The following is a 15750-nucleotide window of genomic DNA, read 5'->3' on the forward strand; positions in this document are numbered from 1 at the left end:
GGCGCTGTGCGGAGCCTGTGCCGGACGTAGGGCAGGGATGAGAGTCCTGTCCGGTCGTGCCCTCAGGCTTCCGCGCGCAGCTGTCCCTTGAGCACCTTCCCCGAGGCGTTGCGCGGCAGTTCGGCCCGGAACCGGACCTGCCTGGGGACCTTGTAGTTGGCCATCTCGCGCCGGGCCCAGGCGATCAGTTCCTCGGCCGCGCCGGGCCCGGGGCTGCCGCAGGGGACCACGTACGCCCGGCCGACCTCGCCCAGGCGCGGGTCGGGCACGCCGACCACGGCGCAGTCGGCGACCAGCGGGTGGCGGGCGAGCACCCGCTCGATCTCGGCCGGGTAGGCGTTGAAGCCGCCGACGGTGAACATGTCGCCGAGCCGGTCGGTGATCCGCAGGTTGCCCGCGGCGTCGAGGACGCCGACGTCCCCGGTGCGCAGCCAGCCGTCGCCGGTGAAGGCGGCGGCGGTGCCGTCCGGGTCCTCGAAGTACTCGCGCATCACGGCGTAGCCGCGCGCCTGGACCTCGCCGGGGCCGCCCACCGGGGCGGCCCGGCCGTGCTCGTCGACGATCCGGAGCTCCATGCCGGGGACGGCCCGGCCGGAGGTCGCGGCGACCAGCCCGGGGGCGTCGCCCGGGCGGCACATGGTGACCAGTCCGCAGCACTCGGTCAGCCCGTAGGCGGTGAGCACGGTGTCGAAGCCGAGGTCCTGCCGGATCCGGGTGACGAGTTCCAGCGGGACCACGGCCGCGCCGGTGACCGCGAGCCGCAGCGAGCCCAGGTCGTACCCGGCGCGTCCGGGGTGGTCGAGCAGCGACTGGTAGACCGTGGGCGCGCCGGGCAGCACCGTGACCCGCTCGGCGGAGACCTTCGCCAGTACCGCCTCGGCCTCGAAGACCGGCTGCGGCAGCACGGTCGCGCCGCACATCAGCGAGGCCAGGATCCCGGCCTTGTAGCCGAAGGTGTGGGTGAACGGGTTGACCACCAGGTAGCGGTCGCCCCGGCCGAGCCCGGCGAACTCGGCCCAGGTGGCGAAGGCGCGCAGGCTCTGCGCGTGGGTGGTGACCGCGCCCTTGGGCAGCCCGGTGGTGCCGGAGGTGAACATCATGTCGGCGGGGTCGTCGCCGCGGACCGCGTCGGCACGCCCGCGGACCGCGCGGTCGGGCACCCTGGCCCCGGCGGCCAGGAACCCGCGCCAGCTCTGGAAGCCCGGCGGGGCCTGCGTCCGGTCGCCGAGGACGACGGCGGTGCGCAGGTGCGGCAGCCCGGCCGGGGAGCCGTCGGGGCCGGTCCGGCCCGCCGCGGCGCGCAGCGCGGAGACGTAGCTGACGCCGAGGAAGGTGTCGGTGACGAACAGCGTCGAGGCCCTGGTCCGGCGCAGCAGGTCCACCGCCTCGGCGCCCTTGAGCCGGGTGCCCAGCGGTACCAGCACCGCTCCGGCGCTGACCGCGCCGAGCGCGGCGACCACGAAGCCGGGGGTGTTCGGGGCCCAGACGGCGACCCGCTCGCCGGGCAGCACTCCGGTCGCGATCACGGCGGCGGCGGCCCGGCGGACCCGCAGTCCGAGCTCGCGGTAGCTCATCCGGGTGCGCGGACCGACCACCGCCTCGGCGTCGCCGTACCGGTCGGCGGCGGCCTGCACCAACCGCGGGATGCTGCCCCACTCCAGGTCTCCGCGCACCGCTTCCTCCTTCGGCCCACCGTCCCGATACCGATGCTGACGTTCCGTCAGATTAGATCGGCCGCGGTCTACCGGCCAGAGGAGCCGCACCCTATTCTGACGCCACGTCAGCTTCTCTCGCCTTCACGGGGGTTCGATGCTCAAGGACCGCGCGGCCATCGTCGGCATCGGCCAGACCCGCTTCGCGCGGCAGTTGGACGAGCCAGAGAAGACCCTCGCCTGCCGGGCCGTGCTGGCGGCCCTGGACGACGCCGGGATCGAGCCGTCCGAGGTGGACGCCCTCGCCTCCTACACCATGGAGGAGACCGACGAGGTGGAGCTGGCCAAGTCCATCGGGGCGGGCGACCTCACCTTCTTCAGCCGCACCGGTTTCGGCGGCGGCGGCTCCTGCGCCACCGTCGCGCACCTGGCCATGGCGGTGGCCACCGGCCAGGCCGACGTCGGCGTCGCCTGGCGGGCCCGCAAGCGCGGCTCCGGCGTCCGGCCGTGGACCAGCACCAGCGTGCAACTGCCCACCCCGGCGCAGTGGACCCGGCCGTTCGGCCTGCTCCGCCCGGCCGACGAGATCGGCATGCTGGCCCGCCGCTACATGCACGAGTACGGCGCCACCCGCGACCACTTCTTCAACGTCGCCCTGGCCTGCCGCAACCGGGCCAACCAGAACCCGGCGGCGGTGATGTACGACCGGCCGCTGACCCGCGAGATGTACATGGACGCCCGTTGGATCTCCGAACCGCTCTGCCTGTACGACAACTGCCTGGAGACCGACGGCGCGCTGGCCTGCGTGGTGGTCGGCGCCGAGCGGGCCCGCGACTGCCGCCGCCGCCCGGTCTACGTGCACGCCGCCGCCCAGGGCCTGCCCGCGCAGCACCACGGGATGGTCAACTACTGGACCGAGGACCCGCTGACCGGCCCCGCCTGGACCGCCGCCCGGCACCTGTGGAAGCACGCCGACTTCGGCCCGCAGGACGTCGACACCGCGCAGATCTACGACGCGTTCACCCCGCTGGTCCCGCTCTCGCTGGAGGGCTACGGCTTCTGCGGGCGCGGCGAGGGCGCGGCCTTCACCGAGGGCGGCGCGCTGGAACTCGGCGGGCGGCTGCCGATCAACACCGGCGGCGGCGGCCTGTCCGAAGGCTACGTGCACGGCTTCAACCTGATCAACGAGGGCGTGAAGCAGCTGCGCGGGACCTCCACCGCCCAGGTCCCGGACGCCGCCACCTGCCTGGTCACCGCCGGGGAGGGCGTCCCCACCTCGGCCCTGCTGCTGCGTTCCTGAGGAGGCCCGGATGACTGCCGAGGACCTGCCGGTCGACCCCGGCGAGCTGCTGCTGCCCTGGCCGGACGCCGACGGCGAGCCCTTCTGGGCATACGCCCGGCGCGCCGAGCTGCGGGTGCAGGCCTGCGCGGACTGCGGGCTGCGGCGCTTCCCGCCGCGCCCCTGCTGCCCGCGCTGCCACGGCTTCGACAGCCGGTGGGAGCCGCTGTCCGGACGGGGGCGGATCTGGTCGTTCGTGGTGGCGCACCCGCCGCTGCTGCCCGCCTACGCCCGGTCCGCGCCCTACCCGGTCGCCCTGGTCGAACCGGACGACGCCCCGGGGATCCGGCTGGTCGGCACGCTCACCGCCTCCGTCCGCCGCCCGGACGCGCCGCTGGACGCGGTCGACGCCGGACGGCTGCGGATCGGGGCACCGGTCCAGGTGGTGTTCCAGAAGCTGGCGCCCGGCGTGACCGTTCCCCGCTGGGCGCTGACGGCCTCCGCCGACCGCGCCGCCGCCGGGGGTCGGCCCGGCTAGTATTCCTGCCATGAGCTGGGTAATCACAGGTGGGGCAGGCTACATCGGGGCGCACGTGATACGTGCGATGGCCAAGGAGGGGATCCCGGTCGTGGTGCTGGACGACCTCAGCACCGGCGATCCGGACCGGCTGCCGGCCGGGGTGACCCTGGTCACCGGTTCCACCCTGGACCGCGAGCTGCTGGACCGGGTGATGGCCGAGCACGAGGTCGAGGGCGTGCTGCACATCGCCGCGAAGAAGCAGGTCGGCGAGTCGGTGGAGCAGCCGCTGCGCTACTACCGGGAGAACGTCGAGGGCCTGCGGGTGGTCCTGGAGGCCGCCGCCGCCGCCGGGGTGCGGCGCTTCCTGCTCTCCTCCTCCGCCGCCGTCTACGGCATGCCCGACGTGGAGACGGTCACCGAGGACACCCCCTGCGCCCCGATGAGCCCCTACGGCGAGACCAAGCTCGTCGGCGAGTGGCTGGTCAAGGCCACCGGCCGGGCCCACAACATGGGCACGGTCTCGCTGCGCTACTTCAACGTCGCCGGGGCGGCCACCCCGGAGCTGTCCGACCCGGGCGTCTTCAACCTGGTGCCCATGGTCTTCGAGCGGCTGACCTCGGGCCGGGCTCCGCTGGTCTTCGGCGCGGACTACCCCACCGCGGACGGCACCTGCGTCCGCGACTACATCCACGTCGCGGACGTCGCCGACGCGCACGTCGCCGCCGTCCGCCGACTGCGCGACCGGCCGGACGACACCGAGCTGGTGCTGAACATCGGCCGCGGCGTGGGCGTGTCGGTCCGCGAGATGCTGGACGTGATCGGCCGGGTCACCGGCCTGGACGCGACCGGCGAGGTCGTCGCCCGCCGCGCCGGGGACCCGGCCCGGGTGGTCGCCTCGGCCGACCTGATCGCCAAGGAACTGGGCTGGACCGCCGACTACGACGTCGACGAGATGATCGCCTCGGCCTGGGCCGGCTGGCAGCTGCGCCACCCGTCCGCAGAGTCCTGACGGCAGCAGTCCTGACGGCAGCAGTCCTGACGGCAGCAGTCGTGACGGCAGCAGTCCTGACGGCGGGAGCCGGACCGCCCGGGCCCTAGTCCCGGGAGGTCGCGGTGCCCCGGGCCGCGTCCAGCGCGTACACGCAGCGGTCCTTGCTACAGGCGAAGACGCGGCCGTCGACGGCCACCGGCGGCCCGGTGATCTCGCCGCCGGTGTCCAGCTTCCAGCGGAGCCTGCCGGTGGCCAGGTCCAGCGTGTGCAGCGAGTGGTCGCGGCTGCCGAGGTGGACCAGGCCGCCCGCCGCCGCCGGGGCGCCGGTCAGCTCGCCGCGCGCGGTGTAGCGCCAGCGCTCGTCGCCCTGGGCGGTGTCGAAGGCGTAGACCGTGTCCGCGCTGCCGACCAGCACCGACCCGTCGGCCACCAGCAGCGGGTCGGCGCCCTGGCGTCCACCCGTCCGGGCCCGCCAGCGGACGGCGCCGGTGGCGGCCTCCAGCGCGGTGACCGAGCCGAGGTAGTCGGCGACGAACAGGCCCCCCTGCTCGTCCGGGGTCGGCGGGGTGAACAGCGCCACCGGCGTGTCGAAGCGCCAGCGCTGCTCACCGGTGGCCTCGTCCAGGGCCAGCAGCCGGGTGCCCGAGGCCAGGTAGAGCACGCCCTGGCGGAGCACCGGGTGCGAGGGGACGTCGTCGCCGAGCGGGAACGACCAGCGCGGCCGACCGGTGGTCAGGTCCAGCGACCGGAGCCGCCCGCCGCCCTGGTAGTAGACCGAGTCGCCGATCACACAAGGACCGGACTGCTGGTTCTCGTACTCCTGCTGGGCGTCCTTGACCTGCCACATCTCGCTGCCGTCGATCGCGGAGCGGACCTGCACGCCGCCGCCCCTGGTCCCGGCGACGACCGCGCCGCCGCCGGTGTGCAGCGAGTACGTCCAGCCGTTGAGGACGACCCGCCAGCGCTCGGAGCCGTCGGCGGCGGTGAGGGTGAACAGGTTGGGCCCGTCGGCGGCGTGGATCCGGCCGTCGGCCACCGAGACCGCCCAGGCCACGTCGCGGCTCTTGAAGCGGCGGCGGCCGGTGCCGATGTCCAGGGCGTGGACCTCGAAGCTGGTGATGTAGAGGGTTCCGTCGTGCACCTCGGGGGTGCCCCAGACGTCGTTGGACATCCGGAACCGCCAGGGCCGCCAGCGGGTCGCGGCGGGCGCGGCCTGGGACGGCTGGGACACGGCGGCCTGGGACGGTTGCAGCGGGTAGGGCGCCTGGGTCCGGGACGGCCGGGACGGCGCCTGGGACGGCTGGGACAGGGCCTGGGACGGCGCCTGGGACGGCGTGCGGCGGACCCAGTCGGTGCCGGGCGGCGGCACCGGTTCGGCGGCGTGGGTGGCGACCCCGGTACCGGTCGCCCGGACCCCGGGCCCGATCGGCACGGCCCCGCCGACCAATTGCACCATCGGCGTGGGGCTGGTCGGACCGGCCGGTTCCGGCAGCGGCGCACCGGCGTGCCGGCGGCCCCCGGCCGGGCGCTCGCCCGGTCCGGCGGCCTTGACGGTCGGCGCCAGCTCGCCGGTACGCGGGTCCAGCGTGCCCGGACCCGGGTCCGCCGCCGGGGCGGGCCGGGGCACCGGGGCGGCCTGCTCGGCCCATTCGGGCTGGGCCGGGACCGGCGGCGGGAGCAGCGGCGCGCCGCCGCGGCGCCCGCGGCGGCGGTCGATCAGCTCCAGCGCCAGCGGCGGCAGCCAGTCCCGGGAGTCGTCGTCCTCACCCGCGCCGCTGGCGTACAGGTGCGGCGCCAGCTCCTCCTGGATCTGCGCCGGGGTGGGGCGCCGCTCCGCCGCGGGCCGCATGCAGGCCTTGACCAGCGGTGCCAGCTCCGGCGGCAGCCCGGACAGGTCCGGGGCCTCGCGCAGCAGCATGAACACCGTCTCCACCGGGTTCACCCCGTGGTACGGGGCGTGGCCGGTGGCGGCGAAGACCAGCAGTGAGCCCAGCGAGAAGACGTCGCTGGCGCCGGTGACGCTGCGGCTGTCCCTGGCCTGCTCGGGCGACATGTAGGCGGGGGTGCCGACCGCGACGTTGGTCATGGTCAGCCGGGTGTGCGAGACCCCGGCGGCGATGCCGAAGTCGATCACGCGCGGCCCGTCCTCGGTGACCAGCACGTTGGAGGGCTTGAGGTCGCGGTGGACCAGGCCCGCGGCGTGGATCGACTGGAGTGCCTCGGCGATGCCCGCGATCAGCCAGCGCGAGGCACCGACCGGCATCGGCCCGCAGTCCGCGACCAGGTCCTCCAGCGAGGGCGCCGGGATGTACGCGGTGGCCAGCCACGGCACCGGCGCGTCGGCGTCGGCGTCCACCACGGCGGCGGTGTAGAAGCCGCTGACGGTACGGGCGGCGGCGATCTCGCGGGCGAAGCGGACCCGGAACAGCTGGTCCTCCGCGAGCTCCCCGCGGACGGTCTTGATGGCCACCCTGCGGCCGGAGGAGGAGCGGCCCAGATAGACCAGTCCCATCCCGCCCGCGCCAAGGCGTCCCAGCACCTCGAACGGCCCGATCCGCCTGGGATCGTGCGCTGTCAGCTGGTCCACGTCCTCAGCCACCTCCCCGTAAGTGCTCCCCGTCGTACCCTGTCCGGCACTGATTCTCCAACGCCGACCCGTTCCGGGGCCAACCAGCCCTCGGCTGCCCCCCGGTCGCGGGGCCCGGGAGCGGCCTCCGGGCACCGAATACCCCATCAGTAGGCCATGCTCGGGAACCGATCGCGCCGTGTCGCGCGGCTGACCGGCGAATCGGTGCACGAGCGTTAGATTGACGGCCTGGCATGTCCCATCCCCGGTGGACGCGACAGGAGGCGGCGGATGACTGGCACGGCGGAGCGGCTGGCCCCGGTGCTGGCGGAACTGCTCGGCACGGAGCTGCCGGTGCGGCTGCGCGGCTGGGACGGCGTGGAGACCGGTCCGCCCGGGGCGGCGGTGCTGGTGCTGGCCAACCGGCGGGCGCTGCGCCACCTGCTCTGGCGTCCGGACGAGCTGGGGCTGGCCCGCGCCTATGTCGCCGGTGACCTGCGGGTCGATCCGGAGAGCGACCTGTACGAGGTGCTGGCGGCGGTCGCGCGGCTGGCCGAGCGCACCGACCCGGCGGCGCCGCGGGTCACCCTCGGGAGCCTGTTCGGGGCCCGCGGCCGACGGCTGCTGGGCACCGCGCTGCGGCTCGGCGCGATCGGCCCGAGGCCGCCGCTGCCGCCGGAGGAGGCCCGCCGGCTCAAGGGCAGCCGCCACTCGCTGGGCCGCGACCGCACCGCGATCAGCCACCACTACGACGTCGGCAACGACTTCTACCGGCTGGTGCTCGGCCCCTCCATGGTCTACTCCTGCGCCTACTGGACCCCGCGGGCGACGACCCTGGAGCTGGCCCAGGAGGCCAAGCTGGACCTGGTCTGCCGCAAGCTCGGGCTGCGCCCCGGGATGCGGATGCTGGACGTGGGCTGCGGCTGGGGCTCGCTGCTGATGCACGCCGCCCGGCACTACGGGGTGGTCGGCACCGGGGTCACCCTGTCCGAGGAGCAGGCGCGCGGCGCCCGCGAGCGGATCGCCGAGGCCGGACTGACCGATCAGCTGACGATCCGACTGCAGGACTACCGGGAGATCTCCGACGGCCCGTACCAGGCGATCTCCAGCGTCGGCATGGCCGAGCACGTCGGTACGGAGCAGTACCGCCGCTACGCCGGACTGCTGTACGAGCTGCTCGCGCCGGGCGGGCGGCTGCTGAACCATCAGATCGCCCGCCGCCCGAGCGCCCCCGGCGAGCGCTACCGGACCAGCCCGTTCATCACCGCCTACGTCTTCCCGGACGGCGACCTGGCGCCGATCGGCGCCACCGTCAGCCTGCTGGAGCAGGCCGGTTTCGAGATCAGGGACGTCGAGTCGCTGCGCGAGCACTACGGCCGGACGCTGCGGGCCTGGGTCGACAACCTGGAGGCCCACTGGGAGCGGGCGAACGAGCTGACCACCCCCGGTCGGGTCCGGGTCTGGCGGCTCTACATGGCGGCATCGGCACTGGCGTTCGAGGAGAACCGAATCGGCGTCAACCAGGTCCTGGCCGTACGCACCGCGGCCGCGGGCGACAGTGGCCTGCCGGGCACCCGGGCCGAGTGGCTGACCGGCGCGGACGCCCCGATCCCGGCCGTGGCGGCGGCTGACGGACCACCCGGGGATCCGGACGCCCAGGCACGGGAGCTGACGGGCAGCCCGGCGAACGGACTGGGGAGCAGCCGCTGAAACAGTACGAAAATCAGCCCAGAACCACCGCTCCGTCAGTCCGACGGAGCATTCGGCACACTGCCGGATAGCGCGCGGATCTTGCCACGGTAAACTGACGGCATGACAGGACAAGTTCGCACCGTCGACGGGCGTGTCGCCGGGCGACGCGGGCAGGCGACGCGGCAGAAGCTGCTCGAATGCCTTAGCGAGATGCTCAGCACATCGCCCTACCGGGACGTCAAGGTTATCGACGTAGCCCGGATGGCGGGTACCTCCCCCGCAACGTTCTACCAGTACTTCCCCGACGTCGAGGGCGCTGTCCTCGAAATCGCGGACGGTATGGCCAGGGACGGCGCCAGTCTCAAGGACCTGGTCGCCGACAAGTCGTGGGCCGGAAAGACCGGCTACCAGACGGCCGAGGAGCTGGTTGACGGCTTCCTCACCTTCTGGCGCGACAACGAGGCCATCCTGCGCGTGGTGACGTTGGGCTCAGCGGAAGGGGACAAGCGGTTCTTCAAGATCCGCATGAAGATCCTCAATGCGGTGACCAACTCGCTCACCGACTCCCTCAAGGCGCTCCAGGCCTCCGGCAAGGCGGACGCGTCCGTCAGCGCTCCGGCGGTCGCCGGTTCGCTGGTGGCCATGCTGGCCGCCGTGGCGGAGCACCAGAAGGGCTTCGACTCCTGGGGCGTCAAGGCCAAGGAGCTCAAGCCCAGCCTGGCGTTGCTGGTCTACCTGGGCATGACCGGGAAGAAGCCGCCGAAGTAGGGCGGCCACGGTCCGGTCCCCGGCCAGCCGCCGCTGGCCCCGACCGGTACCGGGTATTCCTGGGCAAGAGCGGACCGTCCCGAGCCGCCCGGAGCATTCCTTGGAATGCTTCCTGTGGTTCCGGACAATCCTGGGCCTTACCGCCTGGTCGCCTGTCCGACCGGGCTCTGGACCGGCTGCGCCTCGGGGGAGGTACACCGGTTCGACTGCCACGCCCATGTCCGCCGCATGCCCGCAGTACCTCGTACGAGGCCGCGAAACGGCCCCGGTTCCGCCCACGGGCGGCCCACCCCGCTCCGGGGCGGGCCGCCCGTCACTCTTTCGGCCCTGTCCGGCCGGGCCCGGCCGCCCCCACGGGGACCGGTTCCAGCCGGAAGATCCGCAGCTCGCGCTCGACCCGGGCCTGGTAGGCCGCGTACGGCGGCCACATCCGCAGCAGCGCCGCCCAGGCCGCCGCCCGTTCCGGCCCCTCCAGCAGCCGGGCGGTGACCGCCGTGGTCCGGCCGCGCCGCTCGACCAGCGCCTCCGGCGCGGCCAGCAGGTTCCCGGTCCAGGCGGGATGGGCGGCCTGGCCGAAGTTGCTGCCGATGACCAGCAGCCCGCCGTCCGGTTCGGGCAGGCAGGCCAGCGGGGTGACCCGGGGCGCGCCGCTGCGGCGGCCGGTCGTGGTCAGGAAGATCGAGGGCAGCAGGTACTGGCTGATCATCACCCGGCCGCCGCTGAGCCGGTGCACCGTCCGGTCGATCCGGGGCAGCAGCCGCGGGGCGATCCGGGCGAAGGTCCTGGTGCTGGAGACCCGCTGGATCAGCGCCTCCTGGCGCGAGCGGGGCCGCCCTGGCTGGTCCACGGTCATCATCCGCCTCCCTCTCCCGCGGTCCCCTCGCGCGCGGTCGGCCGACCGCTTTCCGGCGGGAACAGTCCGGCGAGCGCCGCCGCGCGGGCCCGCAGCCGGTGCGGCGCGCCGAACAGCAGCTCGTCGGCGACCGCCCGCTTGAAGTAGAGCTGCGCGTCGTGCTCCCAGGTCACCGCGATCCCGCCGTGCACCTGCACCGCCTCGGCGGCGGCGGTGTGCAGCCCCTCCAGCGCCCGGGCCAGCGCCAGCAGCACCGCCACCGCGGCCTGGTCCGGGTCGGCGAGCCCGCCGCCCAGGGCCCAGGCCGCGTAGTAGACGGCCGACCGGGCCGACTCCACCGCGACATGGACGTCCGCCAGCTTGTGCGCGATCGCCTGGAAGGCGCCGAGCGGACGCCCGAACTGCTCCCTGACCTGTGCGTACTCCACCGACATGGCCAGGCACCTGGCGCCCGCGCCGACGGCCTCGGCGGCGGCCGCCAGCGCCCCGGGCAGTCCGGCGGCGGCCAGCGCCGGGCCCGCGTCCAGGGCCGGATCGCCGAGCGGGACGCCGGACACGTCGCGCAGCTCGACCCGGGCCGGGGCCCGGGTCTGGTCCAGCGCGGCGCAGCGGCTCCGGGTCAGCCCGGCGGCGTCGCCGTCGACCAGGAACAGCACCGTCCGGCTGCGGGGAAAGCCGCCGGTGTGGGCGGCGACCAGCAGCAGCTCGGCCCGCGCGCCGTCGAGCACCGGCTCGGCCTCCCCGTAGAGCAGCCAGCCGTCACGGCCCTGGCCCGGCGAGCGGGCCTGGACGCCGCCGGCCCGGCCGCCGCCCGCCGCCGCGCCGTCCGGCAGCGGGTGCGGCAGCACCAGGGCCGCGGTCCGGGCGCCGCTCGCCAGCGCGGGCAGCAGTTCGGCCCGCTGCTCCGGAGCGGCCAGCGCGCCCACCGCCCCGGCGGCCAGTACCGAGGACGCCAGCAGCGGCGAGGGCAGCAGCGCCCGGCCGGTCTCCTCGCAGGCCAGCGCGAGCTCGACCGGGCCCAGCCCGGCGCCGCCGTGTTCGGCGGGCAGGGCCAGACCGGGCAGCCCGGGGCTGCGCGCCAGCTGCCGCCACAGCTCCTGGTCGTAACCGGCCGGGGAGGCCGCGGCCGCCCGGACCCGCTCCGGGGGACAGCCCTTGGCCAGCGCCTCGCGCAAGGTCCGGCGGACGGCCTCCTGTTCCGGGGTGAGCGCGGGGTCCATGCCGCCTCCAGCTGTCTCGATGCTGACGGGTCGTCATCCTAGAAGCATCCGGAGCCGGGGCACAGGGGTCGGGCCACACTAATCTGATGTACCGTCAGATTCTCTCGCGGCTTTCCAGAGACCGGAGTTGATGACATGTCAGAACCTGCGCTGCGCCATCCGGTGGCGGACGGCACCGGGCCGCGCCGCCGGGTCGCGGTGGTCGGCGTGGCCCACAGCGACTGCGGCCGGGTGGACGGCGCGACCGCGTTCGCGCTGCACGCCCAGGCCGCCCGGCGGGCGCTGGCCGACTCCGGACTGCCGCGCTCGGTGGTCGACGGCGTCGCCTCGGCCGGGCTCGGCCTGCTCGCCCCGGTCGAGGTCTGCGAGTACCTGGGGCTGCGCCCGTCCTGGACCGACTCCACCTCGGTCGGCGGCTCCACCTGGGAGGTGATGGCCGCGCACGCGGCCGACGCGATAGCCGCCGGGCACGCCGAGGCGGTGCTGCTGGTCTACGGCTCGACCGCCCGCGCCGACCTGAAGGCGGGCCGCCGCACCGCCGCGCTGGACCTGGGCGGGCGCGGCCCGCAGCAGTTCGAGGCCCCGTACGGGCACACGCTGATCTCCAAGTACGCCATGGCCGCCCGCCGCCACATGCACCAGTACGGGACCACGCTGGAGCAGCTGGCGGGGGTCGCGGTGCAGGCCCGGGCCAACGCGGCGGCCAATCCGGAGGCGATGTACCGGACCCCGATCACCGTGGACGAGGTGCTGGCGGGGCCGGTGGTCGCCTCCCCGTTCACCAAGCTGCACTGCTGCGTCCGCTCGGACGGCGGCTGCGCGGTGCTGCTGGCCGCCGAGGACTACGTCCCGGACAGCGCGCACGACCCGGTGTGGATCCTGGGCAGCGGCGCGCGGCTCAGCCACAGCCTGATGTCCGAGTGGGAGGACTTCACCGTCTCCCCCGCCGCCGAGTCCGGACGCCTGGCGTACCGGCGCGCCGGGGTCGGCCCGGCCGACATCGACCTGGCGCAGCTCTACGACGCGTTCAGCTACATGCCGCTGGTCGCGCTGGAGGACCTGGGCTTCTGCGCCAAGGGCGAGGGCGGCCCGTTCGTGGACGCCGAGGAGGGGCGGCTGCTGCGCGGCGGCGAGCTGCCGGTGAACACCGACGGCGGCGGCCTGTCCGCCTGCCATCCGGGGATGCGCGGACTGTTCCTGATCACCGAGGCCGTCCGCCAGCTGCGCGGGGACTACGCGGCGACGGCCCCGGAACGGCAGACCGGGCGCCGCGACCGGACCCCGGGGCTGCCCCGGCTGGCCCTGGTCAGCGGTACCGGCGGCTGGTTCTGCTCCGCGGCGACGCTGGTCCTGGGCCGCTGACCGCGAGCGGTCGGCACCGGCCCGGGGACCCGGGCAGCGCCCAGGAGCACCGCCCAGGAGCAGCGCCTAGGGACAGCGGACGACCTGTCCGGCGTAGGCGAGGCCGCCGCCGAAACCGAGCAGCAGCACCGGCGCGCCGGACACCAGCTCGCCGCGTTCGACCAGCTTGGACAGCGCCAGCGGGATGGACGCCGCCGAGGTGTTGCCGGACTCGACCACGTCGCGGGCGACCACCGCGTTCGGGGCGCCGATCTTCGCGGCGATGGCGTCGATGATCCGCAGGTTGGCCTGGTGCGGGACGAACCCGGCCAGCTCGGCCGGGGTGATCCCGGCCTTCTCACAGGCCCGCAGCGCCAGCGGGGCGATCTGGGTGGTGGCCCAGCGGAACACCGCCTGGCCCTGCTGGCTGATGGTCGGGTCCCAGCCGTCGATCCGGACCGCGTCGCCCTTGGACGGGTCGGAGCCCCAGACCACCGGACCGATCCCGGGCAGCTCGGACTCCCCGGTCGCGGCGACCACGGCGGCACCGGCCCCGTCCGCGAAGATCACACAAGTGCTGCGGTCGGTCCAGTCCAGCACGTCGGACATCCGCTCCGAGCCGATCACCAGTGCCCGGGTCGCCGCGCCCGCGCGGATCGCGTGGTCGGCGGTGGCCAGCGCGTAGGAGAAACCCGAGCAGACCGTGTTGATGTCGTACGCGGCCGGCGCGGCGATGCCCAGCCGGGCGGCGACCTGGGCGGCGGTGTTCGGGCTGCGGTCGATCGCGGTGCAGGTGGCGACCACCACCAGGTCGATCGAGGACGCGTCCAGGCCGCTCCCGGCCAGTGCCTTCTCGGCCGCGAGAAAGGCCATGTCAGCCACGGTCTCGCCCTCGGCGATGTGCCGTCGCTGGATGCCGACGCGGCTGCGGATCCACTCGTCGGTGGTGTCGACCAGCTTCGCCAGGTCGTCATTGGTGAGGACCTTGGGCGGCTGGTAGTGGCCGAGCGCGACGATACGGGAACCGGTCATGCCCCCACTCAAGCCGGTTACCCGTCGGTCCACGTGCGTCACCAGGGACAGTTTCCGGCGGGCGATGCTGTAGGGGCCGGACAAGTGCCCTCTGCCACCTGGGCACGCGTGACGTCCGCTCAGAGAACTCTCACCTCGGTCACCTGTTCGGCACTCGCTGTTCAGGCGGAGAGCGCGGCGGCGTTCCCCATCACTATGACCGGGTGCTTGGCCGGATCCAGGGTACGCAGCAGGGTCACCACGTCCGCCTGCGGAAGGCTTATGCACCCGTGCGTGGGACCACCGTGGTCGACGTGGATCCAGATGCCGCCGCCCCGGGTCTCGCCCATCGGTCGGGCGTTCGACAGCGGTGAGGTGCCCGGGACGTGGTTGTAGTTGATCGCGATCACGTAGTTGAAGGCGTCCGCCAGCGACTCCCCCTCGAAGCCGGTGCCGAGGTCCTGGAACTCGGAGGAGCGCAGGTAGGGGAACTTGGTCCCGGGGTTGGCGTAGAGCCCCCCGGCGTCGGTGAGCGTGTAGACGCCGATCGGGCTGTGCAGGTCGCCCTCGTAGTGCTCGGTGGTCCAGCCGTCCAGCGCGTTGTGCCCGGCCCAGGCCTGGCCGGGCAGCCAGGTGCCCTGCGCGGTGCGGGTGTAGAGGACGACGGTGACGGTGTTGGTGTTCGCGGCCCGGCCGGTGGCCACCAGGACCTGCTGCGAGTCCGCCGGGATCTTCGCCCGGAAGGCCGCACCCAGACCGGGCAGCTGGGCCAGGCCGGGGGCGGGGGCGGCCTTCGGCGCGGCGCGCTCGGCGGCCGGGGTCGGCGCGGGGGAGGACTTGGTCGGCGCCCCGGCGGACAGCGCGTCGGCGCTGGTGGCGGACGCGGGGGCGTGGCCCGGCAGCAGTCCGGCCACGGCCAGCACCGCCAGCGCGGCCACCGAGCCGACGCCGAGCACGCCGTTGCGCACCCGCCGACGGCGCCGGGTGCGGGCCCGGGCATCGGCGCGGGCCTGGGTCCGGCTGGGACGCGCGGGCGCCGCGGGCTCGCTCCGGTACGGCCCGGGCGGGAAGGGCTCGGTGGCGTAGGGCGCGCCGAAGTCGTCGTAGTCCCCGCCGCTGTGCGCGCCGTAGCCGGTGTACGCACGGTGACCGGAGCCGCCGGGGTCGGCGGAGCTGGGGTGACTCGACATGTACAGGGTCCTCGGGTTCTGTCGCGCGTACCGGCCGGGCCCGCCGAAGCGGGTGAAACGGGTGCCTGTGTTTCCTCCCGACTGCCCGGTCCCGCTCCCGCGCGGAACCGTCACCCGGATCACGCTACCCCCAGGAACACCGTCCGCCCAGGAAGGACAGGCCACCGCCGGATGCCCGCGCCGGTGACTACGGTCGGTGCACAATCGGGTTCGGCGGACCCGCCGGGACATCTTCAGCGGTCAGACGGACAGAACACCGGTGCTAGTGGCATGTCCATGTCCGCCGCATGGGCCGCGTCGGCTGTGGGAAAGGTCACAGTCAGTGCCATGCCGATCCACAGCTCGGCGGCCGGGCAGTCCACCACCGCCGTCATCATCCTCGGCCCCTCCGCCAGCTCCACCACCGCGGCGACATACGGCAGCCGGTCCCGGAACGGCGGCAGGTCGTTGACGTGCACCTCGGACCAGGCGTAGAGGGTCGCCCGGCCGCTCGCCGGCTCCCAACCGACGTCCTCGCTCCAGCAGTACGGGCAGAACTCCCGCGGATAGTGGTGCGCCCGTCCGCACCCCGCACACCGCCGCAGCAGCAACTGCCCGGCCGCGGCGGCCTCCCAGTACACACGCGTGAACGCGTCACCCCCGGCTGTGGCGGCCATGCGCCCCTCCA

The 15750-nt window shown here is 74.5% G+C and carries 13 protein-coding genes; 6 read left to right on the forward strand and 7 right to left on the reverse strand.

Annotated elements, in window-relative coordinates:
- Positions 1-62: 62 nt before the first annotated feature.
- The gene (locus tag GXP74_RS36150) at positions 63-1673 is read right to left on the reverse strand and encodes a FadD3 family acyl-CoA ligase (RefSeq protein ID WP_182455433.1); all 1611 of its coding nucleotides are present in this window, start codon (positions 1671-1673) and stop codon (positions 63-65) included.
- 136 nt (positions 1674-1809) lie between these two features.
- Between GXP74_RS36150 and GXP74_RS36155 the strand changes: the two genes are divergently transcribed.
- From GXP74_RS36155 to galE, 3 genes are read left to right on the forward strand one after another with little or no spacing between them, the layout of a single operon-like run.
- The gene (locus tag GXP74_RS36155) at positions 1810-2952 is read left to right on the forward strand and encodes a lipid-transfer protein (protein WP_182455434.1); all 1143 of its coding nucleotides are present in this window, start codon (positions 1810-1812) and stop codon (positions 2950-2952) included.
- Positions 2953-2962: 10 nt separating this feature from the next.
- Positions 2963-3469 (forward strand): Zn-ribbon domain-containing OB-fold protein, encoded by a 507-nt coding sequence (locus tag GXP74_RS36160; RefSeq protein ID WP_182455435.1) that lies wholly within the window; start codon positions 2963-2965, stop codon positions 3467-3469.
- A 10-nt stretch (positions 3470-3479) separates the two neighbouring features.
- Complete coding sequence (gene galE / locus GXP74_RS36165; RefSeq protein WP_182455436.1) at positions 3480-4460, forward strand: UDP-glucose 4-epimerase GalE; 981 nt, start codon at positions 3480-3482, stop codon at positions 4458-4460.
- An 85-nt stretch (positions 4461-4545) separates the two neighbouring features.
- On the opposite strand, the gene GXP74_RS36170 is transcribed toward galE, so the two are convergent.
- Positions 4546-7029: a serine/threonine-protein kinase gene (locus GXP74_RS36170; protein WP_225448433.1), complete on the reverse strand. Its 2484-nt coding sequence runs from the start codon at positions 7027-7029 to the stop codon at positions 4546-4548.
- A 270-nt stretch (positions 7030-7299) separates the two neighbouring features.
- Between GXP74_RS36170 and GXP74_RS36175 the strand changes: the two genes are divergently transcribed.
- Both GXP74_RS36175 and GXP74_RS36180 read left to right on the forward strand, forming a co-directional pair.
- Complete coding sequence (locus GXP74_RS36175; protein WP_182455438.1) at positions 7300-8718, forward strand: cyclopropane-fatty-acyl-phospholipid synthase family protein; 1419 nt, start codon at positions 7300-7302, stop codon at positions 8716-8718.
- A gap of 102 nt (positions 8719-8820) precedes the next feature.
- A complete protein-coding gene (locus tag GXP74_RS36180) occupies positions 8821-9468 on the forward strand; it encodes a TetR family transcriptional regulator (RefSeq protein WP_182455439.1) in 648 nt (215 codons plus the stop codon).
- A 313-nt stretch (positions 9469-9781) separates the two neighbouring features.
- Here GXP74_RS36180 and GXP74_RS36185 read toward each other — a convergent pair whose 3' ends face one another.
- Entirely contained in the window at positions 9782-10321 is a 540-nt protein-coding gene (locus tag GXP74_RS36185) for a nitroreductase family deazaflavin-dependent oxidoreductase (RefSeq protein ID WP_182455440.1), read from the reverse strand.
- Complete coding sequence (locus tag GXP74_RS36190; RefSeq protein ID WP_182455441.1) at positions 10321-11541, reverse strand: acyl-CoA dehydrogenase family protein; 1221 nt, start codon at positions 11539-11541, stop codon at positions 10321-10323. Before GXP74_RS36190 ends, GXP74_RS36185 begins: the two co-directional genes overlap by 1 nt.
- A 135-nt stretch (positions 11542-11676) precedes the next feature.
- Here GXP74_RS36190 and GXP74_RS36195 point away from each other — a divergent pair, with 135 nt between their 5' ends.
- Positions 11677-12903 (forward strand): acetyl-CoA acetyltransferase, encoded by a 1227-nt coding sequence (locus GXP74_RS36195; protein ID WP_182455442.1) that lies wholly within the window; start codon positions 11677-11679, stop codon positions 12901-12903.
- 66 nt (positions 12904-12969) lie between these two features.
- Here the strand turns inward: GXP74_RS36195 and GXP74_RS36200 are convergent, their stop codons facing one another.
- The 3 genes from GXP74_RS36200 to GXP74_RS36210 form a co-directional block, all read right to left on the reverse strand.
- Positions 12970-13914, reverse strand: a complete 945-nt coding sequence (locus GXP74_RS36200) for a beta-ketoacyl-ACP synthase III (protein WP_182455443.1) — start codon at positions 13912-13914, stop codon at positions 12970-12972.
- Between the two features lie 161 nt (positions 13915-14075).
- Positions 14076-15083 (reverse strand): L,D-transpeptidase family protein, encoded by a 1008-nt coding sequence (locus tag GXP74_RS36205; protein ID WP_182455444.1) that lies wholly within the window; start codon positions 15081-15083, stop codon positions 14076-14078.
- 233 nt (positions 15084-15316) lie between these two features.
- Positions 15317-15739, reverse strand: a complete 423-nt coding sequence (locus GXP74_RS36210) for a Zn-ribbon domain-containing OB-fold protein (RefSeq protein WP_182455445.1) — start codon at positions 15737-15739, stop codon at positions 15317-15319.
- Positions 15740-15750: the final 11 nt, after the last annotated feature.

This window comes from Streptacidiphilus sp. P02-A3a (assembly GCF_014084105.1).
Classification (GTDB): domain Bacteria; phylum Actinomycetota; class Actinomycetes; order Streptomycetales; family Streptomycetaceae; genus Streptacidiphilus.